Origin of the sequence: Herpetosiphon gulosus (assembly GCF_039545135.1) — a bacterium.
Lineage (GTDB): Bacteria > Chloroflexota > Chloroflexia > Chloroflexales > Herpetosiphonaceae > Herpetosiphon > Herpetosiphon gulosus.
In genome coordinates, this window is record NZ_BAABRU010000008.1 from 179,894 (window position 1) to 205,751 (window position 25,858).

Consider the following 25,858-nt stretch of genomic DNA (forward strand, 5'->3'; position numbering starts at 1 on the left):
CTCACCCCCAGCCCCTCTCCCACTGCGGCGGGAGAGGGGAGCATCGAGCGCGATTCCCCCTCGCCTCGCGGGCGGGAGCGGGGGTTAGGGGGTGAGGGCATGCAGTTCATTGCCAAATCAATGAACCATTACAACTAATACATAGGGTCTTTTGGCTAGGATTTAGGAAAAAGGATAGCGATTCTGACCCCCGACCCCTAGCCCCTGACCCCTGATTTTCCAATCGAAAGGTTACGGCAATGATGCTTAAACGTTCAACAAACAGCGGCTACTGGTGGTTTTTGCTACCTGGCTTGATTTTGTTTGTGATGGTTATCGCCATTCCCTTCTTGATGAATATTGGCACAAGTTTTACCACGTGGCAGGGTGTCGGCACGCCAAAATGGGCTGGTCTCGATAACTATGCCCGCTTGTTCCGTGATAGCACCTTTTGGGCATCATTCCGTAACAACTTGGCGATGCTGATTGCCATGACGATTGTGCCAACCTTGCTGGGTTTGTTGCTGGCAGCGGTGCTCTACGATTACATTGGCAATAAATTTGGCTCTGGCACGGCTAGCTTTTTTCGCGCAGCCTTTTATCTGCCGCAAATTTTGCCCGTGGCGATTGCTGGCGTGGTTTGGGCTTGGATTCTGCACCCCAACTATGGGGCGCTGAATGGCTTTCTCGAAACGCTTGGCCTCGAGAATTTGACTCGCAACTGGCTTGGTAATCGCCAAACTGCCTTGCCCAGCGTCATGATGATTATGGTTTGGTTCCAACTGGGCTATCCGCTGGTGATTTTCATGGCTGGTTTGCAGCGCATCGACCCTGAAATTTACGAGGCAGCGGTGCTCGATGGCGCAAGCTGGTTTGATCGCTTTCGCTTTATCACGGTGCACCTAATTCGGCCTGAGATTTTTGTCGTGCTGCTGACCACCACGATTGCCTCGCTTAAAGTTTTTGGTCAAATTTATGTGCTGACCCGTGGCGGCCCGGGCAATGCCACCTTGGTTCCCTCTTACTTTGCCTATCAAAACTTCTTCGAGAAGGCTAATGTTGGCTATGGTGCAGCGATTGCCACCGTCATGACCTTGATCATCATAGTGCTGACGATCATCTTTATTCGTCGCCAATCCGCCGAGGAGCTTTAAGATGACCAGCCTACCTTTGAAATCAACCCTCAAAAAACCACATCAGGCTGGTTTTGGCCGCTATCTTGTGTTGGCTGCCTTGATTATTGCTGTGCTGATTGTGCTGTTGCCATTTGCAATTGTGGTGATCAACGCCTTTAAAACGCCAACCGATTATGCTAGCAACGGCCCACTGAGTTGGCCAAGCGAATGGTCGATTGATGGGATCGTGGCGTTTTGGCAGCGGGTCGATTATAGCCAGAAGTTGCTTAATAGCTTGTTGATTAGCGCTAGTGTGGCGGTGATAGGTGTGCTGTTGTCGTTGCTGAATGCCTTTGCGCTTGGCATTGGCCGAATCAAAGGCCGCGTTTGGCTGTTGATTCTATTTATGGTTGCCAACACCCTGCCCCAAGAATCACTGGTTTATCCGTTGTACTACCTCTCCAAAGAATTCGATCTCTACAACACGCGCTTTGTAGTGATCTTGATTTTCTCAGTGATTCAGAGCGCCTTTGGCACTTACTTGCTTTCATCAGTATTCAGTACGTTTCCCAAAGAGATGCTCGAAGCGGCAATGTTGGATGGCTGCAACAAACTGCAACTCTTGTTTAAGATTATTGTTCCGGTCAGTCGGCCAACGCTTTCGGTGCTCTTCACCTTCTTTTTCATCTGGACATGGAATGAATTTTTCCTGCCGTTGATTTTGTTGATTAGCAACGATCGCCAAACGGTGCCGATTGCGGTGGGTGTGCTGCAAGGCCAACGCAACATGGAAGCCACCTTATCCAGTGCTTCAGCCTTGTTGGGGATTTTGCCATGCTTCATTTTCTTCTTGATCTTCCAACGCACCCTGACCAAAGGCATCGCCGCAGGCAGTGTGAAGTAGTGACGAGGGTTCAGGGTTCAGGGTTCAGGGTTCAGGAAATAAAGATCAGGCAACATAAAACATAGGGAGCCTTAACGCATAGGCGCAGAGAACGAAAGGATGAAGGATGAACCCATTGTTCTTCGCGTTCTTCGCGCTCTTCGCGGTTCCGCCCTTCGTGTCCTTCGTGTCCTTCGTGGATCAACATAAGGATTAAACAATGAAATTTACTGATGGGTATTGGATGATGCGTGAGGGCGTTAATGCGCTCTTTGCATCACAGGCCTATGATGGCCAAATAAACGATACAACGCTGACGGTCTATGCACCAGGCAAACGGATTAATCATCGGGGCGATACCCTGAACCTAGGCACAATTACTGCCCGTTTTTCCTCGCCCATGCCCGATGTGATTCGGGTCAAACTAACCCATTTTGAAGGTCAACGTTCACTTGGTCCCAATTTTGCCATTGCTGAATCGGCTAATGAGAGTGTTAGCACCAGCGAAGATCAACAAGAATTTCGCTTGACCAGCGGCAAATTGAGCGTGCAAATCCCCAAAACTGGCGATTGGAGTATTAATTTTTGGGCTGAAAACCGCCGCGTCACCAGCAGTGGGCGCAAAGGCGTTGGCTACATTAGCATGGCCGATGCTGGCGAATTTATGCACGAGCAATTATCGCTCGGCGTTGGTGAGCAAGTTTATGGCTTGGGCGAGCGTTTTACCGCCTTCGTCAAAAATGGCCAATCAGTCGATGTTTGGAACCAAGATGGTGGCACTGGCAGCGAGCAAGCCTACAAAAATGTGCCATTTTATCTGACCAATCGTGGCTATGGGGTATTCGTCAATCAGCCCGAAAACGTCGCTTTTGAAATTGCCTCGGAAAAAGTTTCGCGGGTGCAATTTAGCGTACCAGGCCAAAGCCTCGAATATTTTGTGATCTATGGCCCAACCCCCAAGGAGATTCTCGAAAAACTTACCGCCTTGACTGGCCGCCCAGCCTTGCCGCCAGCATGGTCATTTGGTTTATGGCTCACCACCTCGTTTACCACTTCGTATGATGAGCAAACCGTCACCAGTTTTATCCAAGGTATGGCCGACCGCGATTTGCCCCTACACGTCTTCCACTTCGATTGTTTTTGGATGCGCGAGTTCCACTGGTGCGATCTCGAATGGGATTCACGCACCTTCCCTGATCCTGAGGGCATGCTCAAACGGCTCAAAGATCGTGGTTTGAAGATTTGTGTTTGGATTAATCCTTACATTGCTCAACGTTCGGCGATGTTCCGCGAAGGTATGGAGCATGGCTACTTGGTGAAGAAACCCAACGGCGATGTGTGGCAATCGGATATGTGGCAATCGGGCATGGGCTTGGTTGATTTTACCAATCCCGCAGCTTGTGCTTGGTATGCGGCCAAACTCAAAGGCCTGCTCGATATGGGCGTAGATTGTTTCAAAACCGACTTTGGCGAACGGATTCCAACCGATGTAGCCTATTTCGATGGCTCCGACCCGCAGCGGATGCACAATTACTACACTCATCTTTACAACAAAACCGTGTTTGATTTGTTGAAAACTGAACGCGGCGAAAACGATGCAGTAGTGTTTGCCCGCTCGGCAACTGCTGGTGGTCAGCAATTCCCAGTGCACTGGGGTGGCGATTGCGAATCGACCTTCGAATCGATGGCTGAAAGTTTGCGCGGCGGTTTATCGTTAGGGCTTTCAGGCTTTGGCTTCTGGAGCCACGATATTGGTGGCTTCGAGGGCATGCCACCAGTTGAAATTTACAAACGCTGGATTGCCTTTGGCATGCTTTCATCCCATAGCCGTTTGCATGGCAACCATACCTATCGTGTGCCATGGATTTACGATGAAGAAGCGGTTGATGTGCTGCGCTACTTCACCAAACTCAAATCACGCTTGATGCCATACCTCTATGGTGCTGCTGTGACCGCTTCCAACAGTGGGATTCCAGTGATGCGGGCCATGTTGTTGGAATTCCCCAACGACCCGACCTGCGATTTCCTTGATCGCCAATATATGTTGGGTGATTCGTTGTTGGTTGCGCCAGTATTCGCCTACGACAACACCGTAACCTACTATGTGCCTGCTGGGCGCTGGACGCAAATTACGACTGGCGCAGTCGTCGAAGGCCCACGCTGGGTCACCGAAACTCACGATATGCTGAGCCTGCCATTATTGGCTCGCCCCAACAGCTTGATTGCGGTTGGCAACAACAGCGAGCGCCCCGACTACGACTATAGCAGCGGCGTGACCCTGAATTTGTACCAATTGGGCGATGGTCAAGCAGCCTACACCATGGTTCCTGCCACCAATGGCGATATTGCTGCCTCGTGGAGTGCTCGCCGCGATGGTGACACGATCAGCATCGTACAAGAAGGCCAAGCCAGTGATTGGCAAGTCGTGCTGGTTGGCGTGCAACAAGTCGCCAGCGCCGATGGAGCCTTAGTCGAGCAACATCCGTTGGGTATCCAACTTACCGCCCTCGATCAAGCAACCAATTTGGTGGTGAAGTTGAAGTAGGTTTTAGGGGTCAGAGACCAGGGGCTAGGGATCAGGCTATAGGCTATGGATTAGAAGCGAGCATCGGTGAAATTTGTGGCTGTCTTGCCTCCTGACCCCTGACAACTGGCATCTTCGTGCTCTTCGTGGATCAAATTAAGGAATCAATATCATGACACAACATAAATTTACCTTCGGATTATGGACAGTTGGCAATGTTGGGCGCGACCCATTTGGCGAGCCAGTGCGCAAAACGCTCTCGCCAGTTGAGATTGTACATCTTTTGGCAGAAGTTGGGGCGTGGGGAGTTAATTTTCACGATAATGATTTAGTGCCGATTGATGCCAATGCCAGCCAAAAAGCCCAAATTGTGGCCGATTTCAAGCAAGCGCTCAAGGATACGGGCTTGGTTGTGCCGATGGCAACCACTAATTTATTCGGTCACCCAGCCTTCAAAGATGGCGCGTTCACCAGTAACGATCCAGCAGTACGAGCCTATGCCTTGCAAAAAACCATGGCCGCAATGGATTTAGGCGCTGAATTTGGGGCTAAAACCTATGTTTTTTGGGGTGGGCGTGAAGGCAGCGAAACTGATGCTTCGAAAAACCTGCTCGAAGGCTTGAAGTGGTTCCGCGAAGCGCTGAACTTTTTGTGCGAATATAGCAATGCCCAAGGCTATGGCTATCGGTTTGCCTTGGAAGCCAAGCCCAACGAACCACGTGGCGATATCTTCTTGCCGACCACCGGAGCAATGTTGGGCTTTATTCAGACCCTCGATCAGCCTGAGATGGTGGGTGTGAATCCCGAAGTTGCCCACGAAACCATGGCTGGCCTGAATTTTACCCATGCCGTGGCGCAGGCGCTTGACGCTGGCAAATTGTTCCATATCGATCTTAACGATCAAAATAGTGGCCGCTACGACCAAGATTATCGCTTTGGAGCGCAAAACTACAAACAAAGCTTTTTCTTGGTGAAATTGCTGCATGATGCTGGCTACGATGGCCCATTGCATTTCGATGCCCATGCTTACCGCAGCGAAGATCTTGAGGGAGTTAAAGATTTTGCCCGTGGTTGTATGCGCACCTACCAAATTTTGGCCGAAAAAGTTCAGCGTTTCAACGCCGACCCAGAGATTCAAGCCTTGTTAGCTCAAATCAACGCGCCAAATGCCGATGTTGAGCAATTCCGTGGTGGCTACACGCCCGAACGTGCCGCTGCGCTCAAAGCCTATCAATTTGATCGTCAAGCGCTTGGCGAACGTGGCCTCGGCTACGAAAAGCTCGATCAACTGACCTTTGAGTTGTTGATGGGAGCCAGATAGAAAGTCAAAAGGCAGAAGTCAAAAGTCAAAAATAACTACCAATAGTCGTTCTTTGTGTTCTTCGTGGTTTCGCGTTATTGATCCACGAAGAGCACGAAGGTTATTTTAGCCACAGATTTCACGGATTTATCTAGGTTAATGTTCCGATATATAGCCCAAAGCTTATAGCCTCATATTCTCAGCGCTAATATCCTGACCCCCAGCCCCTGATCCCTCGCCCCTCACCCGCAAATTGCCAAGATATGCTATGCTAGAAGCTACAATGTTGCTTGCAATGGGGCAAACAACGAGCTATACAGCACACACGAGGTAGAACAAGCCATGATTGATTGGACCGAAAATTACGGGTTTTTGCTGAATGAACAGCACGATATGCTGCGTAAAACTGTGCGCGATTTTGCTGAAAAAGAAGTCGCACCCTACATCCAAGAATGGGATCGTAAGGGCGCTGGTGAGCATGCCGGAACTGCCGAGCATATGTTGCCAATTATCAAACGCATGGGTGAACTCGGTTTTCTCGGGGTGTGTCTACCACAAAAATATGGCGGCGCAGGCTTCGATTATTTGGGGCTAGCAGTCGTTTGTGAAGAATTAGAGCGGGTTGATACATCGCTGCGGGTGATTCTCAGCGTGCATACTGGCCTCAACTCATTAGCCGTATTTCAATGGGGCACTGAAGAACAAAAACAAAAATATCTTGTACCTCAAGCGACTGGCGCAAAAATTGCTGCCTATTGTCTGACCGAGCCAAACGCTGGCACCGACGTTGCTGGCATGCAATCAACCGCTGTGCTCGAAGGCGATCACTATATTCTCAACGGCGAAAAAACCTGGATTAGCCTCTCGGATTTGGCCGACCATTTCTTGGTGGTAGCCTACACCGACAAAGGCAAAAAACAACGCGGCATGACCGCGTTTATCGTCGAACGCAGTTTTGAAGGCGTTTCAACCATGCCAATTCATGGCAAGTTGGGCGTGCGGGCTGGCAACACTGGTAGCGTCGTATTCGAAAATGTGCGCGTACCGGTTGCCAATCGCTTGGGCGAAGAAGGCGAAGGTTTCAAAATTGCTATGACGGCGCTGGATAATGGCCGCTACACCGTGGCAACTGGCGCAACTGGCTTGATCCAAGCTGCCTTGGAAGCATCGGTCAAGTATGCCAAAGAGCGCGAAACCTTCGGCGTGCCGATTGGTCAACACCAATTGGTCAAGCGCATGATTAGCCATATGGTACTGAAGTTGGAAACATCCCGGTTGTTGTGCTATCGCGCTGGCTGGCTCAAAAACCAAGGCATTCGCAACACCCGCGAAACTACCTTGGCCAAATGGCATGCCACCGTCGAAAGCTTCAACTGCGCCAACGATGCAATTCAAATTCACGGTGCTTATGGCTTTAGCGACGAGTATCCAGTTGAACGCTATTTGCGCAATAGCCGTGGCGCGGTGATATACGAAGGAACCCGCGAGTTGCAAGAATTGTTACAAGCAGATTTTGCGCTCTCAGAGCGGGAAAACAAGCCTTTGCGCTGTGAACTCCCAGCCTATGATGAAGAGGCTTGGAACGCCTAAACAGCCTTGGCTGTCGGAGCGAACACCACCGCGAGCAAGGTTTTTTGAGCTTGTTCGCGGTGGTCGTGTTTTTAAGGAGGAAGTATGTCGCGTTGGATTATTATCGTTGTTCTGATCTTTTCAGGTTTTTCTGCTCAATTTGTTCAGCAAGCGAACCCTGATCTCTCCCCTAGTGCCGTTCCGGCTGGCTTCACCCAAACCGTGGTTGTCCCCGCTAGTAGCCTTGATGCCCCAACCGCGTTTACATGGCTGCCCTCTGGTGAGATGTTGATTACTCAGCAAAATGGTCAGTTGTTGGGTTGGAATGGCACAAGCACGCGCACCGTAATGAGCCTTGGCAATCGAGTTTGCTACGATTTTGAGCGAGGTTTGTTGGGCATCGCGGTTGATCCGCAATTTACCACTAGCCGCCCATATGTGTATGTTTACTATACCTTCAATAAATTTAACCAGACTTCAAACAACTGCCCTCGTCAGAGCACAACCGTTAATCCAGTGAATCGTGTTTCACGCTTTACTTGGAGCAATAATGTACTCGATATCAACTCAGAATCGGTCTTGATTGATAATATTGGTTCATACAACGGCAATCATAATGCTGGCGATGTTGCGTTTGGCAAAGATGGCAAGTTGTATGTGAGCGTTGGCGATGGCGGCTGCGATTATCTTGATAGCGGTTGTGGTGGCTCAAACGATGCTTCACGTGAACAACACACCTTGCTTGGCAAAATTCTGCGCATCAATCCCGATGGCACGATTCCCAGTGATAATCCGTTTATTGGCAGTGGTACGGCGCGTTGTAACACTGGCTCAGTTGCCAGCGGCACGATTTGCCAAGAAACTTGGGCTTGGGGTTTTCGCAATCCCTATCGCATGACTTTCGATCCCAATGCCAGCGGCGTGCGTTTGTTTGTCAACGATGTTGGTCAAAATGTGCGCGAAGAAATCGACGAAGTTGTTGCGGGCAAGGATTATGGCTGGAATTGTCGCGAAGGTACACGGGTCAATAATTCGACTGGGCCATGTTCGCCAACGCCCGCCAATATGGTTGACCCGATTTATGAATATAGCCATGGCAACGCTGGCGCACCATTTACCAACTGCAATTCGATCACTGGTGGCGCTTTTGTGCCCGCCAATACCTTCCCCAGCAATTACAGCGGCTATATGTTTGGCGATTATGTTTGTGGCAAAATTTTTATGATTTCTGCCCAAGCACCCTACAATTCTGTCCTGACTTTCTCGGATGATCCTGGGTCGGTCACGCATATGGCATTTGGCCCTAACGGCGGTCGCCAAGCCTTATTTTATGCGACCTATGCCAATGGCGGCGAAATTCGCCGAATTAGCTATGATGGTAGCAGCAGCTTGAATTCAGCTTTTACAGCCAACCCCAGTTTTGGTGCGGCTCCCTTGGCCGTGACCTTCACTGCTAGCAATCCGAGCAGCGGCGCAAGCTATTTGTGGAATTTTGGCAATGGCACGAGCCGCGAAACCAGTACAGCCAGTACATCCTACACCTACAACAGCAATGGTACCTACACCGCAACCTTGTATTTGCGCGGCAGCAACGGTGATTTATCGAATGTGAGCCAGGCGCTTGTGCGAGTTGGGGCAACTGCACCGAATGCCAGCATTACCCAACCAAATTCAAACGCTCAATTTGCGGTTGGCCAAACAATCCAGGTGCGAGGGCAGGCCAGCGATGCTGAACAAGGCCAATTGCCATCCAGTGCTTTATCGTGGAAAGTGATTTTGCACCACGATACCCACACTCACCCCTATTTGACCCAACCAACCACCAATAGTTTTAGCTTTACTGCGCCAGCCCCCGAAGATTTGCTAGCGGCCAGCAATAGTTATTTAGAGCTTGAACTGACTGCAACTGATAGCAGTGGCTTGAGTCATGTGGTCACCCAAACCATCCAACCCCATAAAGTTGATGTGACCTTGGCTTCAACTCCGAATGCCAACGCCAATTTTGTGGTCAATAACGACCCAATCGAGGCCGATGCTCCATTTGTTTCGTGGGAAAACTACAGCCTACGAGTGACTGCGCCAGTCTATATTGATAACAATCGTTGGTGGCGGTTTGTACGCTGGAGCGATGATAACACCAGCAATCCACGCACCTTTATCACACCTGCGAGTGCCACGACCTACACCGTAGTCTACGAAGAATTTACCCCCTATCAGCTGTATTTGCCAATTGTGCGCAAGTAAAACCATTATTGTTCCCTCACCCCCAACCCCTTTCCCACTGCGGCGGGAGAGGGGAGTTTCAGTAGTTATGAAGGAGGTTTTCCCCCTCGCCTCGCTCGGCGGGAGAGGGGGCTAGGGGGTGAGGGAATACTTCAACGCCCTTTGATCGACATCATCAAAGGGCGTTTGTTTACGCTGCGCCAAAAGGTGTAGTGCTGGTTGGCTCAGCCTCAATTCGGCTCCAAACAGCTACATATCCAAGATACATCTTTTGCAGGCTGTCGATTGCAGTCTGAGCCAGCTATAGTTTGGCTAGTTTCAACCAGAGGAGCTAGCAATGCAAAATCCATCTTCATCGGCTTGGTTGGGTCGGTTTCTGAGTATTTGGCTGGGCCAAGTTTTTTCATTAGTCGGAAGCCAATTAGTTCAATTTGCGATTATTTGGAATTTAACCCTGCGCACTGGTTCGGCCACAACCTTGGCTTTTGCCACATTAATGGCGATGTTGCCAGCGGTGTTGCTTTCGCCGTTTATTGGCACTTGGGTTGATCGCATGAATCGCCAAGTGATTATGTTAGTTGCTGATGCCTGTTCGATGTTGGTGACGATCGGCTTAGCGTTGCTCTTTTGGCGTGAGGCTGATGCAGTTTGGCATATTTATCTGGCGTTATTGCTGCGCTCAATTTGTGAGCGATTCCATGCGACCGCCATGGGTGCTTCAACCGTCTTACTCGTGCCCAAAACTCACTTAGCGCGGGTTCAAGGCCTCAATCAAGCTTTGCATGGTGGTATGAATATTATTGCGGCACCGCTGGGCGCATGGCTGATAGCTAAATTCCCCTTGCAAGTCGTTTTATCAATTGATGTGGTTACAGCCATATTGGCAATTTTGCCCTTGCTGTTTGTGCGTATTCCCCAGCCACAACGTGATGCCGACCGCAACGTTACTTTTTGGCAAGATATGCGCGAAGGCTTTGCCTATGTAATTGGCTGGCGTGGCTTATTGATTAGCCTAATTATGGTGAGCATGATCAATCTGGTGATGACTCCGATTGGTTCGTTATTACCCTTGCTCGTGACCAAAATTTTTGGTGGCGGAGCTAGCGAGTTGGGCTGGATGGAAGCAGCACTCTCAATTGGGATTATTCTCGGTGGGATTTTACTGAGCGTTTGGGGCGGTTTCAAGCGCCGAATCGTCACAGCCCTCTTTGGTTTGGTGCTATTGGGCAGTTTCACCCTGTTGATGGGGATCATGCCAAGCTCATTGATTTGGGCAGCGATTGCTATGAATGGCTTGGTTGGTTTGAGTTTGCCAATTGTCAATGGCTCGTTTGGGGCGATGATTCAAGGCGTGATTGCTCCCGAATTGCAAGGGCGGGTGTTCTCGCTGGTTGCCAGCTTTGCCACCGCCATGGCTCCACTGGGCTTGTTGTTGGCTGGTCCAATTGCTGATAGCTTTGGCCTGCGAGTTTGGTACATTCTTGGCGGTGTCGTGACGATTGCGATGGGCGTGTTGGGTTTTGGGCTGCGCTCAGTTATGACTATGGAAAGCCAATCGCACGAGGCTGAACCCCCAATCGTCGAGACGAGCCTTAGCCAAGCCCAAGCCGAAGCGTTATAGGTAAAATAAAGGATCGGAAAATGGAACCGCGAAGCACACGAAGGTTAGGGATTTAGAACACATCTTGTCAATCTATCAAATAAATATTTGGGGGTGCAGGGGGCTGAAAACCCCCTGCATCTCCCGCTGGCGGGACGGAAGGGTGGCGCAAATCATTTAATCAAATTCAAATCTTTATCACGTAAGCCGACCAAGGCCATTTCTCCAGCCTCGTCGATATGCAGTTCAGCATAACGAGCCTCGGCAAAACGCTCGCCAGTACCTTCTTGAAAGAAGAATGTGTCGGCTGCTAACTGCACATCATAGCCTCTCGAGCGATATTTGAGCCGTTGTTGGTTGGCGGCCAAGGCTTGCTCACCATATTCAAAATGCGAAAATGTGCCAATATGCTGCTGATCGACTGTGAGCACCAACACGCCTTTACTTGAAAAAGCTTGATCATAGGAAAATGGGAGGGTATCGTAATTCAACTGCATATAATCACCTTGCAGCAACGAACGTGGGTCAACTGGGGCTAATTCAAGATAGACCACGCGCCCAGTATTGATTATTGCTTCTCGTTGCACCACACTGAAATTAACCAAGCCCAAACAAGCCACCAAACTGAGGATAATTAAGCCATAACGAATACTCATACAGCTTCCTTTTGATTCAATTTCAGCACCAATGCCCGAATTACCAGTAATATCATTCCAGTGCCAAATAAAATGATTGATTTGTAGAGCAATAAAATATTAAGATTGTAGTAATACAAACTCAATGCACCAATTAATGCTAAACAACCAAACCCAAACATTACCGGATAACCCCGCCAATAGCTGAGCAAAATAATCAACAGGGCAATAATGATCGCTGGAGTGTTGATCCCAACAAAGGTGATGAATAATAAGCCAAGACCGATACATCCCAGTTGAATTAGCCCCAATTTATACTCAAATTCATTGACAATCATCCAAATCGTTGTACCCAAGCAGATGATCGCGACAATCGCTGGCAGAATAAAGAAACTACCACGCCCAACGAATTCATCCCAACTGAAGTTGATTAGCAGGCTAGAGATGCCCATAAACAGCAGTATACCGTAGGCTATTGGTGAAGCACTTGACCAAAGCTGATCTTCATGGATTTTTGGTTCAGACCACATCAGGAGCGCAAAGCTAATGATCATAACGCTCAACAGCAGATACATATAATTGAAACTCTCGACCCAATTGCTCAGATCAGCTGCAATCACATGAATGGCGGTAATTACTGCCAAGGTTGAGATTAATCGTTGGGTGAAATCGCGATGGGCGACAAATAGGGCTATTTCTAAGACAATCACCCCAAGCGCCGCAACTATCAATGAGTCAACAATCTCTGTCCAGCCGCTGATTGCTAGCAGTTGACCAGTGATGCTGATAGCTAGGGCGAGTTGACGTAAAAAAGTTGATGGTTGATTGCGGCGATTAATCCCAAGCGCAGCGGCACATAATCCCAATCCAACAACCAATGCCCCAAATTCATTGGTAATAATGCTGGTAATGCCCAAAAAAGTAAGAAACATGAGTGCAGCGAACCATGCTCCAATCCCAGCAAAAATCCGCATATACCATGGATCGTCGCTGGGTGGTTGAGCTGCCAGCACAAATGTTGGTGGCTCGAGCTCAAGATCAGCGAATAATTGACGTAAGCTATAACGTGCAGTGCTCATGCATGGCCTCCTAGCAGTTGTTGACGTTGGCGCACCCAGAGAATTGAGCCAACCGTTTGGCCCAAAATGATCATGCCAGCGAGCAGGAAGGTTGCTCCAGAATCATACGAAAGCCATTCGAACAGCCAGCGATCGACAAAAAACCAGATCGTACCAAGGCTGGCCAAGGCCAATAGCCCATCAAACCTCACAAAATGGTGGTAGGTTGTCATGCCAGCTAACACCACAATTGCTAGGAGATAGAGGATTACCCGGGCAGGATTAAGCTCGTTCGACCCATAGCTGAAAAATCGATCACCAAAGTTAAAGCTGATCAGCACTAGCACCCATAGCAAACCTAACCCAAGCACTCGATGCAACCAATTGGTTTGTAACCAAGCCAATTTGCGTTGGCGTAGGCCTTCAGCAAGCGCAAAACTTAGCCCATTGAAGATCAGCAAGGCGAATAAATCGTTGGTTTGGCGAAAATTACCAGTTTGATCGTAGTAAAGCACAATCGTAAGGTTCCAAAGCCCCCACCATAGCAGCCATAATGGCGCAAAATTGCCAGCAATTGCCAAGCCTGTGATTACTAAGGCCCAATTCAAAAAGAGGGTGTAGGCATCAGCACCTGTTTGATAAATTTGGCCGAATAACGCCATCAGTGCGCCAACCAAACAGGCACTAACCATGAGCAAAATCTTGCCTTGAATCCGTTCTAAGCCATACCACAAGGCAGCAACAGTTGAGATTACCAGGGCACCTTCAACCAAGCCTAGTTTGGCGAAGCGATGCATGCTGGCCCAATTGAAGGCAAAGAAGAAATAGACCCCACAAACTGCCAAGCCAGCACCCAGCACTAGCAAACTAAGATTAAAGAAGCGCACCCACGCTTGGGCAGTTGGCGTAAACCCGCTTAGTTGTAAGGCACGTTTCATGGTTGCCCGATTAAGGATTCTCTCATCAACGTAATGGTGGAGCAGATCACGGGTTGGGGCTTGATCAAGTGGATCAGGAAGTTCGATCATACAAGCCTTTCTTTCTATCACTCTATTGGTCTATGCATATTGTATGCCTAAGCCGCTCCTATCGAATGTAACCAAAGGTACACTTGCTGGGTGATTCTCGGGCTAAAACGTTTGACGAAAATATGTTTCGTGGTTTATAGTACAATCTTACTAATCCAATTAGATTTGACATAATTGCTCTATTCTGGAGGATTAAATGACTTTTGGTACATTTAAATTAAAGCCCAAACCAGAACATTTGGAAGGTGTCTTGAACGTACTTGCACAAAAAAATTTTGCAAGCCCCCATATTATTGCCAAAGAAAGCGGATTATCGCTTACTGCCGTAAAATGTGCATTGGCTCAACTAGAACAAGAGGATCAATTAATTATTAAACATCAGTTAACCAGCCCGAAGTTGCAAGTAGCGTTGAAAGATAAATCTAGCGATGTAAATATCTCTACTACTTCAGATTCTGAATAAGCATATTTCAGGCTTGAATTGAAAGGACGAATGGTTTGAACTATCAACGTAGCTTTGAGGATTTAGAATCTAATGCTATTAAGTGGTGGCCACAAGAATTATCAGCTATTGTTGCACAAACAAGTATATTTCCTATATTAATTGAATCTCAAGAAAAATTTATTAAGATTCTTAAATTACCAATACATTATCCAGAACAAATATTTGAAGCTATAACTTCAGAAAATATGCCTGCTAATCTCTTTTTAAAACATCTTGTTGTTTTAGCTGATTATGGCGGAGAAATGATTCAACGTTTAGTCAAAGATTTTCAAGAAATTTTCCCTCAAGATATTTCTACTTCTAAATACTATATGGATTACGTATATAATAGTAATAAATATAGATATATATTTAAAGATCTTCCTACAGGAGGGATGGGAAATAAAAAACTAGCTATAGATGGAAAATCGATTATTTTAGAGAGAAGTTTATCAAATATATATTATGATATGATTATGATTTTGCTTTATGGTTCAACAACCGAACAGTTTAATTTAGCAGGGTTAGAGAAATGTGAAATAGGTATGATATTAGGTAACAATCACCTTGTTGATACGTATATGAATCAAAAATATATAAATGTAAGTCGAATTACGAATGGCGCAAAAGCTAATTCTCTTGGACAAATAGCACAGACCTACGTTTGTGATATTTTATCTAAATATCTACCTAATGATTATAATATTACACGAAACGGGAGAATTCTATTAAGCGATTTGAGTAATCCTGATTCGACTAAAACACCATTTGATATTTTAGTAGAATTTGCAGATAAAAAAGTCGGGATAGAAGTTAGCTTCCAGGTAACTACCAACAGCACAATCGAACGTAAGGCAGGTCAGGCTCGTGATCGGCAAAATCGTATGCATGCCCAAAATTATTGGATTGCCTATGTTATTGACGGTGCTGGTAATTTTGATCGGCCATCTGCGATCAGAAAAATCTGCCAGTATAGTGATTGTACTGTGGCTTATTCCGAAAGTGAAATAGCAGTTCTGGCTGCATTTATCCAAGAGAAGTTCAATGCTTAAGTTTATCGATTTATTTGCTGGTATTGGCGGAATGCGACTCGGATTCGAGCAAGCAATGCATGAATTAGGAATAGAGACTGCATGTGTTTTATCCTCGGAAATCGATAAACATGCCCAAACTACCTATGCTATGAATTTTCATGAACAATCTCAAGGAGATATAACTCAAATTCAAGATTTCCCAAGCTTTGATTTTTTATTAGCAGGCTTTCCATGTCAACCATTTTCTTATGCAGGTAAGCAAAAAGGCTTTGGCGATACACGTGGCACACTCTTTTTTGAGATTGAGCGAATATTAAAAGCTTATCGACCCAAAGGGTTTTTGCTAGAGAATGTACGTGGATTAACCACTCATGATAAGGGACGAACGTTTAAGACAATTTTACAAAAGCTGCATGAATTAAATTATGGCGTAGCCTATTTGATTTTAAATAGCTCAAATTTTCAAGTTCCTCAGAATCGGCTACGAGTATACATCGTTGGGCTTGATCAATCACAGCCAGAATTAACCATTACTTCTCACATCGGCGCAACTGACTCACATAAATTTAAACAACTATCAAATCAAGCTAGCTTATTTGATACAAACAAGATAATGTTGGTAAGAGATATTTTAGAAGATCATCCACTGGATAAATATAACTGTTCTACTGATTTTGTTAATAAATTATTAGCATTTATTGGACATCCAATCAAGCTCAATGGAAAAAGACTAATTGATTATCGTAATGGTAATTCTATTCATTCTTGGGAACTTGGTATTAAAGGTGAATGCACGTCAGACGAAATTCAATTTATGAATGCTTTGATTGCGAACCGGAGAAAGAAGCACTTTGGTTCACATCAAGATGGTAAAAAATTAACGATTGAGCAAATAAAAACTTTTTTTGAGCATGATGACCTTGATTCTATTATGCAATCGCTGATAACCAAAGGCTATTTGCAAGAAGTTAATGGCCGTTTTAATCCAGTTGCCGGAAATATGTCTTTTGAAGTCTTTAAATTCTTAGATCCCGATAGTGTCTCTATTACTTTGGTTAGTAGTGATGCCCATAAAATAGGGGTCGTTCATCAGAATCGTATTCGTCGTATAACTCCACGCGAATGCGCTCGGTTACAAGGCTTTCCTGATTCGTTTCAATTTCACCCCAAAGATAGTCTGGCGTACCGCCAATTTGGCAACTCCGTATCAGTTCCCGTAGTTAAGGCTGTAATTCTTGATCTCTTTAAATCTGCTGATTTAGCTTCCTGTTTCTAGATTGAAAGAATAAGGATTAAAAACCCTTTTGTTTTAAGATCGCATCAACTTCTATTTTTGCCAATCTGCCACAAATTGGCGTTGTAGATCATTGCTTGGCGAGGGATAGCCTGAGTCGCGCGTGGCTTGGCGTAATCTCGTGATCTGCGTCAAGGCTTGGGTATATTCCCAACCCTGTTCGACAAGCAGGCAACCGATGATAGTTCCAGTTCGGCCCAGCCCACCCCAACAATGCACATATACGTTTTGCTGCTGATCAAGGGCATCGATTATTTGAGCCAGAATTGCTCGCATCTGGGAAACTGATGGACTACTCATATCGGGGATTGGGAAATGATAGCGAACAATCGCTTGATTTGATTGGATTTGGCGCAGCGCCGTGCTGTAATCGCCCAATTCTTGAGTCTCGGTTTGCTCAGTGAGATCGATAAAAACATTGATTTTGGCCTTGCTAAAGTGCTGTAAACGCTCATGCAACGGCTCTTTTTCTAGCAGCATGGGATGTTCGCCCGCCAACAAGCGTTCTGGCAGTACCCAATAGGATGCTGCGATCGGCGTAGCAGGCCAATTTGAATGATCTGTTTGTTCATTGGTCATCTATAACTCACTTATTGACTGAGTTTAGCCGAATGTAGCCGCCGCAAGTGCTCGGCGGTGGCCGCATTGGCCGGAAAAAAAGCTTCAATCGCCAATTCTGAAACTGTCACGTCAATTGGTGTGCCAAAAACCATGGTTGTGCTAAAAAAGCTGAGCGTGCCATGAGTAGTGCGTAATGAGAAAGGCAAAGCAATGTCCATAGTTTCATGGTAGGGCGGAATCGGCGTAGAATGAGCTTGGTTGGTAGGATAGGCTGCCAATTCATGATACAGCTCATCCAAATAGTTGTCGGCGGTTAGCTCGATTTGGTGGCGCAAACGGGCCAATAAATGAGCTTTCCAAGCCGCTAAATTAACAATTTGTCGGGCTAAGCCCTCAGGATGCAGGCTCAAGCGCAAGACATTAACTGGTGGAGTTAACAAATCTGCCGCTACGCCTGCCAGAAAATAATCAATACAATTATTGGCCATAATCATCTGCCAATGGCGATTAATCGCGATCACTGGATATGGCTCGTGGCCGTGTAACACATGCTGAATGGCCTCGCGAGCAGGATCTAAATCAACATCATCAAGCGACCGTTCGCTGAACAACGGTGCAAACCCTGCCGCCACCAACAGCACATTTTGCTCACGTAGCGGTACTTCTAAGTGTTCGGCCAAGTGCAAGAGCATATCGCGGCTCGGCAATGAACGCCCAGTTTCCAAGAAACTCAAGTGTTTGGTTGAAATATTGGCATCGCTGGCCAGATCAAGCTGGCTCAGATGGCGACGCTGCCGCCAAGTACGAATCAGTGAACCAATTGCTACTTGTTTCATTGCCGCATCTTAGCACAATTTAGGTAGTTGCTACGATTACCTCTGAGGTAATTGTGTTACCAACCATCAGCACCTATGCTGCAGCTAGGTTCTTCAAACCTGACGCTGTTGGGATTTGACACTAGGTACAACAAAGGAGCAATGGTATGCGTTGGTTACAACATCCTCAATTATTACGTTATGCAATTCGCTTTGATGGAATGAGCGCTGGAGGCTTGATGGCTGGCTTGTTGGGCTTGAATCAACCGCTGGCTGAATTTTTTGGTTTGCCAAGTAGCTTTTTGTGGTATGTCGGCTTGGGCTTGATTCCATGGGTGAGTTGGTTGGTGTGGCTCTCGTTTCGGCCAACAATCAAACGTGGCGCGGCTTGGTTTGTGGTGGCGGTCAATGCCTTGTGGCTGGCCCAAAGCGTCTGGTTGATTGTTGGGCCTAGCTTTGATCCAACGGTTTGGGGCTATGGCTTTCTCATCTCACAAGCGATTTTGGTGCTGCTGATTACTGAAACCGAAATTATTGCCTTGCGACGCAAATTAGTGAATGCCTAAGCCTAAAAAGAGGCAGGATGGCACTGCTGTCGAGGCCATCCTGCCGGTCGGATTAATTCCCTGCAATTTCGAGCATGCGTTCGAGCGCCAAACGGGCTTTTTGCTTGATGGCAGTTGGCACAGCAATTTGATTGACTACATTGCCCTCAACCAAATTCTCCAAGACCCAACATAATTCCTCAGGATCGATCCGATACATGGTTGAGCAAAGACAGGCAAACGGTGAAACTGAGACAATCGTTTTATCGGGATTGTTAGTTTGCAAGCGATTGACCAAATTGATTTCGGTGCCCACTGCCCACATACTGCCTGCTGGAGCCTCGTTGATCGTTTTGATGATATAGGCGGTTGAGCCGACATAATCGGCCTCGTTGGTCACGCCCAAGGTACATTCAGGGTGTACAATCACATTAATTTCGGGATGCTTTTCGCGCCAAGCTTTGATATAGGCTGGGCGGAATTGGGCATGCACCGAACAATGACCAGCCCATAGCAAGACTTCAGCCTCGCGAATGGCCTCTGGGGTATGCCCACCATAGCGCAAATTAGGATTCCAAACCAACATTTTATCGAGCGGAATACCAAGTTTGGCAAACGCGGTATAGCGGCCAAGGTGCTGATCGGGCAGGAATAGCATTTTGGGGCGCAGATTTTTGGCCCAGCGCACAATTGGCTCAGCATTGGATGAGGTACAGCAAGCTCCGCCATGTTCGCCGACAAAGGCCTTGACGGCAGCTGATGAGTTGACGTAAGTAATCGGCATGACTTGAGCCTCGGCATCGCCCAAAATCTCGTCAAGCTCCTCCCAGACTTCTTCAAGCTGTTCGATGTCGGCCATATCGGCCATCGAGCAGCCAGCAGTATGGTCGGGTAGAATCACCGTTTGGTCGTCACGCCCAAGAATATCGGCGCTTTCGGCCATGAAGTGAACTCCACAAAAGACAATATATTCGGCAGCGGTTTTCCGCGCATCAACCGAAAGCCCATAGGAATCACCACTTAAATCGGCATGCTTGACCACATCATCACGTTGATAGTGGTGACCCAGAATAACCAAACGTTCGCCCAATTTGGCCTTAGCCGTAGCAATCCGTTGATCCAATTCCTCGATTGAAAGCCCTGCATAGTCCTCGGCATGTTCATGTGCCACGCCAATTGCTTCGGCTGCGATGATGGTCATGATGACTCTCCATTGGGTAAATATCTAGTAAGTGTCATTTTGACACTATAAATCGTGAGAAAAAGAGCGGGACGTATCAAACGCCCCTAATAATGTCATTCTAACACAATGATCAGTAGTGTCAAGATGACAATTTTATGCGAGGGGCTAGTTGTCAGAGGTCAGGGATCGGGATTTAGAATCATGCTGATTTAACTCTTATGCTTAGCCCTTTGTGCTCTTCGTGTCCTTCGTGGTTAAAAGCAAACTCCCCGACCCCCAACAACCGATCCCCAATTTTAACCTGGCAAACAAAAACGCTCTTGGGCACCATGGCCAGCGGTGAAAACCAAGCCACGATTGCGCAGATCGCGCAGTAGGCGAGTGGTGGTGGTGCGATTGACTCCGATTGCCGAGGCGAGTTGTTCATGGGTTAAGCGAATATCAATTAATATGCCTTGCTCGGTTGGCTTGCCAAATTGCTCGGCTAACAGCCCCAACAAGCCTAAAATGCGCTGATCGCTATAGCCATTGGCTTGCATCGAAGCCCAACGCTCCATTTGGCTTAATCGGCTGCGTAGGCGTTGCAATAATGATGGATGCTCGGCGACTTGCGCCCAAGCATAGACTTGACCAAGCACATCGCTATGGGCATATAGCTGAACGCTTGATTGTTGTTCGGTGCTATACACCAACTGTTGCGGGCCGCATAGGCTGACCAACACCTGCGAACCATCGCTATGCAAGATGGCTAAACCCACCACACCTTCATTAATTAATAAGATATGCTCGGCTGGTAGGCTGATTAATGTGCCTCGTTGATAATGGCGTTGGCGCTGTTTGACGATGGGGTCGCTCTGGCCAGCGATGTAGTTGCTGCGTTGGCTAAGCACATTCAGCAACAATTGCTCGGTGCAACTATCAGTCAACACAATATCGGCGCTGGCTTTGTAGGCCGCAATCGAAAGTTCGATCTGGCCACTCAAATTCCATCCAATCCATGGCGTATTCCAGCTTGGCAGGGTTGTGGTTAGTTGTTCAAGCTCGGTTTGGTTGTTGAAACAGGCGACAACGATGGTTTGGTGTGGGAGGGCTGGCAATTGGGCCAATTGATTCAACGGCAAAAGCATTGGAATATAGCCATGCTCCATCAACAGGTTGGTTTGAATGCTGGCGGTGCTGGTGTGATTAATTAACAAAATAAATGAGGCTGACATGCTGCTTCCTTTCAAAATCATGCCACAACAACTCAACCGCAGTTGAGCTTCTCGGATCTTGACATCATGAATTGAATGGTTAGGCAGAACGTGGCGGGGGTAGCTTGGGTAGTACATCAAATGAGGCTAAACGCAGCCGTTGGTGATAGATGCGCTGGGTTTGCGGTTTGACATGGAGCAATAAATTCAGGCCAATCAGCACCATTGCAAACAATGCCACTAGTTGATGGCGATGGATCGCAGTGCTCAGCATGTGATCTGCGGTGGGGCTGCTGGCTGGGGGCGTTTCGAGCCGACAGACAAACAGCACTGCGCTAGGATTGGCTTGAAGATGGGCGGAATTGCTGAAACTTAATTCATGGATGATACAAGCCATGGGGCAAATTAGCGCTAGTTGTACAATAAAGTAGCAACAGCAAAACCAGCCCCAACGGCTGAGCGTGCTGTGCCGAATAGTTTGGCCCAATTGTTGGTTTGGATCTGCCATGAGCTTGTTCCACCAAAACTAGTGGCATCATAGCATATTATTTAAGCTTTTGGTGCAGAATTGGCTCAATCATTAATGGTTGTAAACGGGGCCAGCAATGCCAAGCCATGGCAATTGCCGCCATGCATTCAAGGCTGCTGGCGATGAAAATCGCTGCTGGCCACGGCCAAATACTGGCCCAAACCAGCACTGCCAGCGCACTATGCAGCAAGCCGCTAGCCGACCAAACCAGCCACGGCGAGCCACGCCAGCCATTGGCATCAAGCCGCGGCAAAATCCAAAAGGCCACGCCAAAAATTAAATTCAGCAGCCAACCCACCAGCATGGCATGAATGTGGGCGGTGCGCCAATACCAAATCCATGGCCAAACCCCAAATGCCTTGCTTACCAATAAGATTCCACCAACGCTGCCGCCAATCACCAAATAGAGTAGGGCAGCCCGAATGCTGATTTGACTAAATGTTGGCATACTTCCCTCGTCTATTTGGCTTTGACGGCTTTGCCCTTGACCCGTGGCCAGAGCATCAGCAAAATCAGCCATAATGCGCCAACTTGCAAGATTGCCGCAACGACCACCGCCCAACTGACGATTGGACTTGGTTGCCATTGCAACATTGGCTCAACCACGCTGCGCAGCCCAAGCCCAAGATTAAAGGTGATATACGCAGCCCACGCGATTCGTTCGTTGCCGCGTGGCTGCTCACGGCTATGCACTGGAAATAGCCAAATCGCCACGCCCACAATCAACTGGGTGACCCAACCAACCATTAGGGCGTGATAAAACACGATTTGCAAGGCTGCTAATGGATTAGTTTTGAAGCCCCATAGTTGACTGGTGAGCATGGCGCTGCCTAAACCGAACGCCAGCACCAACCAAACAAATGCAGTGCGAATATAGTAACGAGCAAGTGTTGGCATAGTGCTGGCTCCTCGAAATTAGGCTGTTTTGCTCAAAATAGCAGTTAAATCGGCGACAATCGGCGCTAGCTCAATTTGATGAGCTTGGGCGGCTTGGCTCAGGCTTAATCCGCCGCCGCAACACAAATCAAAGCCATGTTGACGTAAGACAGCCATCACATCGGGGTGAGCTTCGGCTAAAGCAGCCAAGGTGCTTTCGGCGATGACTTCAGGGGTTACAGTTGTGGTTGACATAAATTGGATGCTCCTTACAACAATATATCTAGGCCTAGCATAGCTAATCCCTGCATAACGAGCAGCGACTTTTCTCACAAGCAGCTAGCTAGGCATCATGCGAGAAAAGTCACAGCCAAACCAATTGTGAGGTTCTAAGCTAGCGCTATGTAATTACAACGGCTGGCCAACATCCAATTGCATATCGATCACTGGCGATCCCCAGCATCGATTGATGGTTCGCTTTCAAGCAAGGAGCGTCGCAATGAACCGCCGATCATTCACTATGGTAGTGATTTTTAGTCTGTTATTAGCAAGTATTGCCGCCTGTAGCGATCAAGCTGATCGTACCAGTTCACTGGCCCCAACCACTTCGATCAAACCCGAAAGCCAAGTTGTGAGCCAACAAGCCAGCCAACCAGCTAGCAAGGAAGTGTTGGAAATTCATTCGTTTGATATGGGCTTCAAACCACAGAATCTCACAGTGCCAAGCGCTGGGGTCTATACGATTAAATTAGTTAATGATGGCGTGATTCCTCACGATATTACCTTTCCGGATGGCACAGTGATTAGTGCTAAGGCCAACGAAACGGTGACTGGCGAGGTTACGATTCCTGCTGAGGGCATGAATTTTATTTGTGCTGTGCCTGGCCACGAAGCTGCGGGCATGAAAGGCTCAATTCAAGTTGCCTCGGCTGATGCTGCTGCCATTACCCCAACCATGATGGATGACCATAGCGGGCCTGCGCCTGAAAGTGATATTGTTGCTGATGAGTCGGCTCCAGAGTACACCTTGTACGATGCTAAAGCTCCAACAGCCTTAGAAGGTACGGTACATGAAGTCGAATTGGTGGTTGAAGAAAAAGATATGACCGTAGCTCCAGGCTATGTTCAACATGTCTGGACATTTGGTGGCACGGTGCCAGGGCCAGTCATTCGGGTGAAGGTTGGCGATACTGTGCGGATTCAGCTTAAAAATCCTAGCTCTAACAAAGTACCGCACTCAATCGATTTTCACTCGAGCGAGGTTGCTTGGAACGATGAAATGACCTCGATTAATGTCGGCGAAGATAAGGTTTACGAATGGAAAGCTAATTATGCTGGCGTTTGGATGTATCACTGTGGTACAACTCCCGCGCTGCATCATATTGCCAATGGGATGTATGGGATGGTGATTGTTGAACCCAAGGAAGGCTTGCCAGCAGTTGATCATGAATTTGCCTTGGTGCAAAGCGAATGGTATCTCGGCCCTCAAGGCGATTTGGTCAGCCTCGAAAAAGCTGCCTCAGCCGCTCCAGCCCCTGAATATGTGGTATTCAATGGCGTTGCCAATCAATACAAAGATCATCCATTGGAAGTTAAAACCGGGGCAAGTGTGCGGGTGTTTGTGCTGAATGCTGGCCCAAGCATCGATAGTTCGTTCCACGTAGTTGGTACCATTTTCAACACGGTTATCAAAGAAGGTGTGCAATTACGACCTGAAACTGCCAATGGCTATGGCTCGCAAGCTGTTGATTTAGCCCCAGCGCAAGGCGCAATTGTCGAATTTACGACCGCTGAAGATGGTTTATACCCAATCGTGACCCACGCCTTCAACTTTGTCGGGCGCGGAGCTTTGGGCTTATTCCAAGCAGGCGATGGCGACCCCAAAAACTAAATGGTCTGTCCTCACCCCCTAGCCCGCCGTGTGAGACGAGGGGGGAACCACCAAACCATAAGCCCCTCTCCCGCCGCAGTGGGAGAGGGGTTGGGGGTGAGGGAACGTTAAACTACCCCTGTACCTTAGCCCCCTAGCCCGCCGAGCGAGGGGTCGGGGGTGAAGGGCCGAATGAATTGTTACAGCTACCGATCGGAGTTGGTGATGCTATTACCTGTGATTAATGTGCAACGTTGTATTGCTTGTGGTGTTTGCGAACGGGTTTGCCCAACCGCCGCAGTCAAGATCGAACAGCAGCATGCAGTCTTAGTTAAGCCCGATGCTTGTACCTTCTGTGATCGCTGCGAAATTGCCTGCCCAACCGAAGCGATTAGCCGCTCGTTTGCGATTCGCTTTGCCCCAAGTAGCCAGCCATTAACTAAAGCTCAGCTTGGGCAGCTAAACCTTGGGGATTGATAATTTCGATCATGCCGCGCTCAAGCCGAATTAAGCCTTGGGCATCAAAGGCCTTCAAGGCTCGCCCGACCATCTCACGCACTGAGCCAATATGCGCGGCCATTTCAGCTTGGGTTAAAGGTGCAAGATTGGGATTTTGTTCGGCTAATGCGGCTTGTTGCAACAATAAACGAGCCAAACGCCCGTTGACCGTATGCAAGGCCAAATTTTCAACTAAGCCAACCAAATTATGCAAGCGGTTGGCAAACTCGCCCAAAATTGCTAAGGCTAATTCAGGGTGTTGCTGGGCGACTTGGCGTATATGTTCGCGCGGAATCGCCAACAATTGGCTAGTAACTAAGGCTTCGCTGGTGGCTGGGCAGCGGGCTTCACGAAACATCGGGACTGTATTAAAATGATCATAGGCCTCAACTACGTGTAAAATATGCTCGCGGCCCTCGATTGAATGCCGTACAACCTTAATTCGCCCGCTATACACCAGATACATTGCCACGGCGGGGTCACCCTCAAGCGTGATAATCTGGCCACGCTCGATGGTTTGTTCATTGGCATGACTGCTCAGCGCAGCAATAATCGTTGGCGATAGATCGCGAGTGAAACTGACATGGGCAAATAAAACATTTCGATCCATCAGCGTATCCTCGTCGCACTAGAACTGGACTGCCACCATAGTACAAGGAATTTGCCCAATGCATGCATTACTATCACAATTGATTGTTGGTACCTTTCCTCCCTTGGATTTGGCGCAACTGCGCGACCAAAGCGAGCTTGATGGCCCGTTGTGGAGCTATACCACCGATCAACTCAACCTCAATTTGTTGCGTTTTCGCTTTGGCGATGGTATTCCCAACCACCAAAATCACGAAGTCGATGTGCTGTTGATTGTGCTCGAAGGCACGGCTATTTTAGAGATCGATTTGGTGCAACAACCAATTGGCGTTGGCTCGATCGTCTGTGTGCCGCGTGGTGCAGCTCGTTCAATCCAAGCCACTAGTGACGAATTGATCTATTTTAGTTGCCATCAACGGCGGGCTGGCCTGTTTCCCACAATCACTAAGCACAACGCCATGTGAGAAATATCGC

Annotated in this window: 26 protein-coding genes; 14 read left to right on the forward strand and 12 right to left on the reverse strand. The window is 47.9% G+C overall.

All coding sequences use genetic code 11. The features are described 5' to 3' along the window. Window positions 1–239 precede the first annotated feature (239 nt). From ABEB26_RS12860 to ABEB26_RS12890, 7 genes are all read left to right on the forward strand, one after another. On the forward strand, window positions 240–1,133 hold the full coding sequence (locus ABEB26_RS12860) for a carbohydrate ABC transporter permease (protein ID WP_345722418.1): 894 nt from the start codon (window positions 240–242) through the stop codon (window positions 1,131–1,133). A gap of 1 nt (window position 1,134) precedes the next feature. Beyond that, a complete protein-coding gene (locus ABEB26_RS12865; RefSeq protein WP_345722419.1) occupies window positions 1,135–1,998 on the forward strand; it encodes a carbohydrate ABC transporter permease in 864 nt (287 codons plus the stop codon). Window positions 1,999–2,197: 199 nt separating this feature from the next. After that, window positions 2,198–4,522, forward strand: coding sequence for an alpha-xylosidase (gene yicI, locus ABEB26_RS12870; RefSeq protein WP_345722421.1), 2,325 nt, complete (start codon window positions 2,198–2,200; stop codon window positions 4,520–4,522). Window positions 4,523–4,673: 151 nt separating this feature from the next. Then, the gene (gene xylA, locus ABEB26_RS12875; protein WP_345722423.1) at window positions 4,674–5,822 is read left to right on the forward strand and encodes a xylose isomerase; all 1,149 of its coding nucleotides are present in this window, start codon (window positions 4,674–4,676) and stop codon (window positions 5,820–5,822) included. A 321-nt stretch (window positions 5,823–6,143) separates the two neighbouring features. Next, window positions 6,144–7,391, forward strand: a complete 1,248-nt coding sequence (locus tag ABEB26_RS12880; RefSeq protein WP_345722424.1) for an acyl-CoA dehydrogenase family protein — start codon at window positions 6,144–6,146, stop codon at window positions 7,389–7,391. A gap of 84 nt (window positions 7,392–7,475) precedes the next feature. After that, complete coding sequence (locus tag ABEB26_RS12885; protein WP_345722425.1) at window positions 7,476–9,614, forward strand: PQQ-dependent sugar dehydrogenase; 2,139 nt, start codon at window positions 7,476–7,478, stop codon at window positions 9,612–9,614. Between the two features lie 316 nt (window positions 9,615–9,930). Beyond that, the gene (locus tag ABEB26_RS12890; RefSeq protein WP_345722426.1) at window positions 9,931–11,214 is read left to right on the forward strand and encodes an MFS transporter; all 1,284 of its coding nucleotides are present in this window, start codon (window positions 9,931–9,933) and stop codon (window positions 11,212–11,214) included. Window positions 11,215–11,366: 152 nt separating this feature from the next. Here the strand turns inward: ABEB26_RS12890 and ABEB26_RS12895 are convergent, their stop codons facing one another. From ABEB26_RS12895 to ABEB26_RS12905, 3 genes are read right to left on the reverse strand one after another with little or no spacing between them, the layout of a single operon-like run. After that, entirely contained in the window at window positions 11,367–11,849 is a 483-nt protein-coding gene (locus tag ABEB26_RS12895; RefSeq protein ID WP_345722427.1) for a GDYXXLXY domain-containing protein, read from the reverse strand. After that, the gene (locus tag ABEB26_RS12900; protein ID WP_345722428.1) at window positions 11,846–12,907 is read right to left on the reverse strand and encodes a DUF4401 domain-containing protein; all 1,062 of its coding nucleotides are present in this window, start codon (window positions 12,905–12,907) and stop codon (window positions 11,846–11,848) included. The genes ABEB26_RS12895 and ABEB26_RS12900 overlap by 4 nt, the downstream gene beginning before the upstream one ends. Next, the gene (locus tag ABEB26_RS12905) at window positions 12,904–13,914 is read right to left on the reverse strand and encodes a DUF2157 domain-containing protein (RefSeq protein WP_345722429.1); all 1,011 of its coding nucleotides are present in this window, start codon (window positions 13,912–13,914) and stop codon (window positions 12,904–12,906) included. Before ABEB26_RS12905 ends, ABEB26_RS12900 begins: the two co-directional genes overlap by 4 nt. A 196-nt stretch (window positions 13,915–14,110) precedes the next feature. Here ABEB26_RS12905 and ABEB26_RS12910 point away from each other — a divergent pair, with 196 nt between their 5' ends. The 3 genes from ABEB26_RS12910 to ABEB26_RS12920 are packed head-to-tail and all read left to right on the forward strand — an operon-like array spanning window position 14,111 to window position 16,708. Beyond that, window positions 14,111–14,377, forward strand: coding sequence for a hypothetical protein (locus ABEB26_RS12910; protein WP_345722430.1), 267 nt, complete (start codon window positions 14,111–14,113; stop codon window positions 14,375–14,377). A 35-nt stretch (window positions 14,378–14,412) separates the two neighbouring features. After that, complete coding sequence (locus ABEB26_RS12915) at window positions 14,413–15,450, forward strand: restriction endonuclease (protein WP_345722431.1); 1,038 nt, start codon at window positions 14,413–14,415, stop codon at window positions 15,448–15,450. Beyond that, window positions 15,443–16,708 carry a DNA cytosine methyltransferase gene (locus tag ABEB26_RS12920; RefSeq protein ID WP_345722432.1) on the forward strand — a complete coding sequence of 422 codons (1,266 nt, stop codon included), beginning with the start codon at window positions 15,443–15,445 and terminating at the stop codon, window positions 16,706–16,708. Before ABEB26_RS12915 ends, ABEB26_RS12920 begins: the two co-directional genes overlap by 8 nt. Before the next feature lie 51 nt (window positions 16,709–16,759). Here ABEB26_RS12920 and ABEB26_RS12925 read toward each other — a convergent pair whose 3' ends face one another. Next, window positions 16,760–17,305, reverse strand: a complete 546-nt coding sequence (locus tag ABEB26_RS12925) for a protein-tyrosine phosphatase family protein (protein WP_345722433.1) — start codon at window positions 17,303–17,305, stop codon at window positions 16,760–16,762. A gap of 11 nt (window positions 17,306–17,316) precedes the next feature. After that, complete coding sequence (locus tag ABEB26_RS12930; protein ID WP_345722434.1) at window positions 17,317–18,123, reverse strand: helix-turn-helix domain-containing protein; 807 nt, start codon at window positions 18,121–18,123, stop codon at window positions 17,317–17,319. Window positions 18,124–18,269: 146 nt separating this feature from the next. On the opposite strand from ABEB26_RS12930, the gene ABEB26_RS12935 reads away from it, so the two are divergent. Then, a complete protein-coding gene (locus ABEB26_RS12935; protein WP_345722435.1) occupies window positions 18,270–18,668 on the forward strand; it encodes a hypothetical protein in 399 nt (132 codons plus the stop codon). Window positions 18,669–18,720: 52 nt separating this feature from the next. On the opposite strand, the gene nadA is transcribed toward ABEB26_RS12935, so the two are convergent. The 6 genes from nadA to ABEB26_RS12965 all read right to left on the reverse strand — a co-directional run bounded on the left by nadA (window position 18,721) and on the right by ABEB26_RS12965 (window position 22,683). Next, entirely contained in the window at window positions 18,721–19,848 is a 1,128-nt protein-coding gene (gene nadA / locus ABEB26_RS12940) for a quinolinate synthase NadA (RefSeq protein WP_345722436.1), read from the reverse strand. Window positions 19,849–20,126: 278 nt separating this feature from the next. Next, entirely contained in the window at window positions 20,127–21,044 is a 918-nt protein-coding gene (locus tag ABEB26_RS12945; RefSeq protein WP_345722437.1) for a Crp/Fnr family transcriptional regulator, read from the reverse strand. Between the two features lie 79 nt (window positions 21,045–21,123). Beyond that, the gene (locus ABEB26_RS12950) at window positions 21,124–21,531 is read right to left on the reverse strand and encodes a hypothetical protein (protein WP_345722438.1); all 408 of its coding nucleotides are present in this window, start codon (window positions 21,529–21,531) and stop codon (window positions 21,124–21,126) included. A gap of 37 nt (window positions 21,532–21,568) precedes the next feature. Further along, window positions 21,569–22,000, reverse strand: coding sequence for a hypothetical protein (locus ABEB26_RS12955; protein WP_345722439.1), 432 nt, complete (start codon window positions 21,998–22,000; stop codon window positions 21,569–21,571). An 11-nt stretch (window positions 22,001–22,011) separates the two neighbouring features. Then, entirely contained in the window at window positions 22,012–22,449 is a 438-nt protein-coding gene (locus ABEB26_RS12960) for a hypothetical protein (protein WP_345722440.1), read from the reverse strand. Between the two features lie 18 nt (window positions 22,450–22,467). Continuing rightward, entirely contained in the window at window positions 22,468–22,683 is a 216-nt protein-coding gene (locus ABEB26_RS12965) for a DUF542 domain-containing protein (RefSeq protein ID WP_345722441.1), read from the reverse strand. 244 nt (window positions 22,684–22,927) lie between these two features. On the opposite strand from ABEB26_RS12965, the gene ABEB26_RS12970 reads away from it, so the two are divergent. Both ABEB26_RS12970 and ABEB26_RS12975 read left to right on the forward strand, forming a co-directional pair. Beyond that, window positions 22,928–24,319: a multicopper oxidase domain-containing protein gene (locus tag ABEB26_RS12970; protein WP_345722442.1), complete on the forward strand. Its 1,392-nt coding sequence runs from the start codon at window positions 22,928–22,930 to the stop codon at window positions 24,317–24,319. A 204-nt stretch (window positions 24,320–24,523) separates the two neighbouring features. Beyond that, window positions 24,524–24,775, forward strand: a complete 252-nt coding sequence (locus tag ABEB26_RS12975; protein WP_345722443.1) for an ATP-binding protein — start codon at window positions 24,524–24,526, stop codon at window positions 24,773–24,775. On the opposite strand, the gene ABEB26_RS12980 is transcribed toward ABEB26_RS12975, so the two are convergent. Beyond that, window positions 24,738–25,406: a Crp/Fnr family transcriptional regulator gene (locus tag ABEB26_RS12980; RefSeq protein ID WP_345722444.1), complete on the reverse strand. Its 669-nt coding sequence runs from the start codon at window positions 25,404–25,406 to the stop codon at window positions 24,738–24,740. The two genes, ABEB26_RS12975 and ABEB26_RS12980, sit on opposite strands and share 38 nt — an antisense overlap. A 58-nt stretch (window positions 25,407–25,464) precedes the next feature. Here ABEB26_RS12980 and ABEB26_RS12985 point away from each other — a divergent pair, with 58 nt between their 5' ends. After that, on the forward strand, window positions 25,465–25,848 hold the full coding sequence (locus ABEB26_RS12985; RefSeq protein WP_012188852.1) for a cupin domain-containing protein: 384 nt from the start codon (window positions 25,465–25,467) through the stop codon (window positions 25,846–25,848). The last annotated feature ends 10 nt before the right edge of the window (window positions 25,849–25,858 follow it).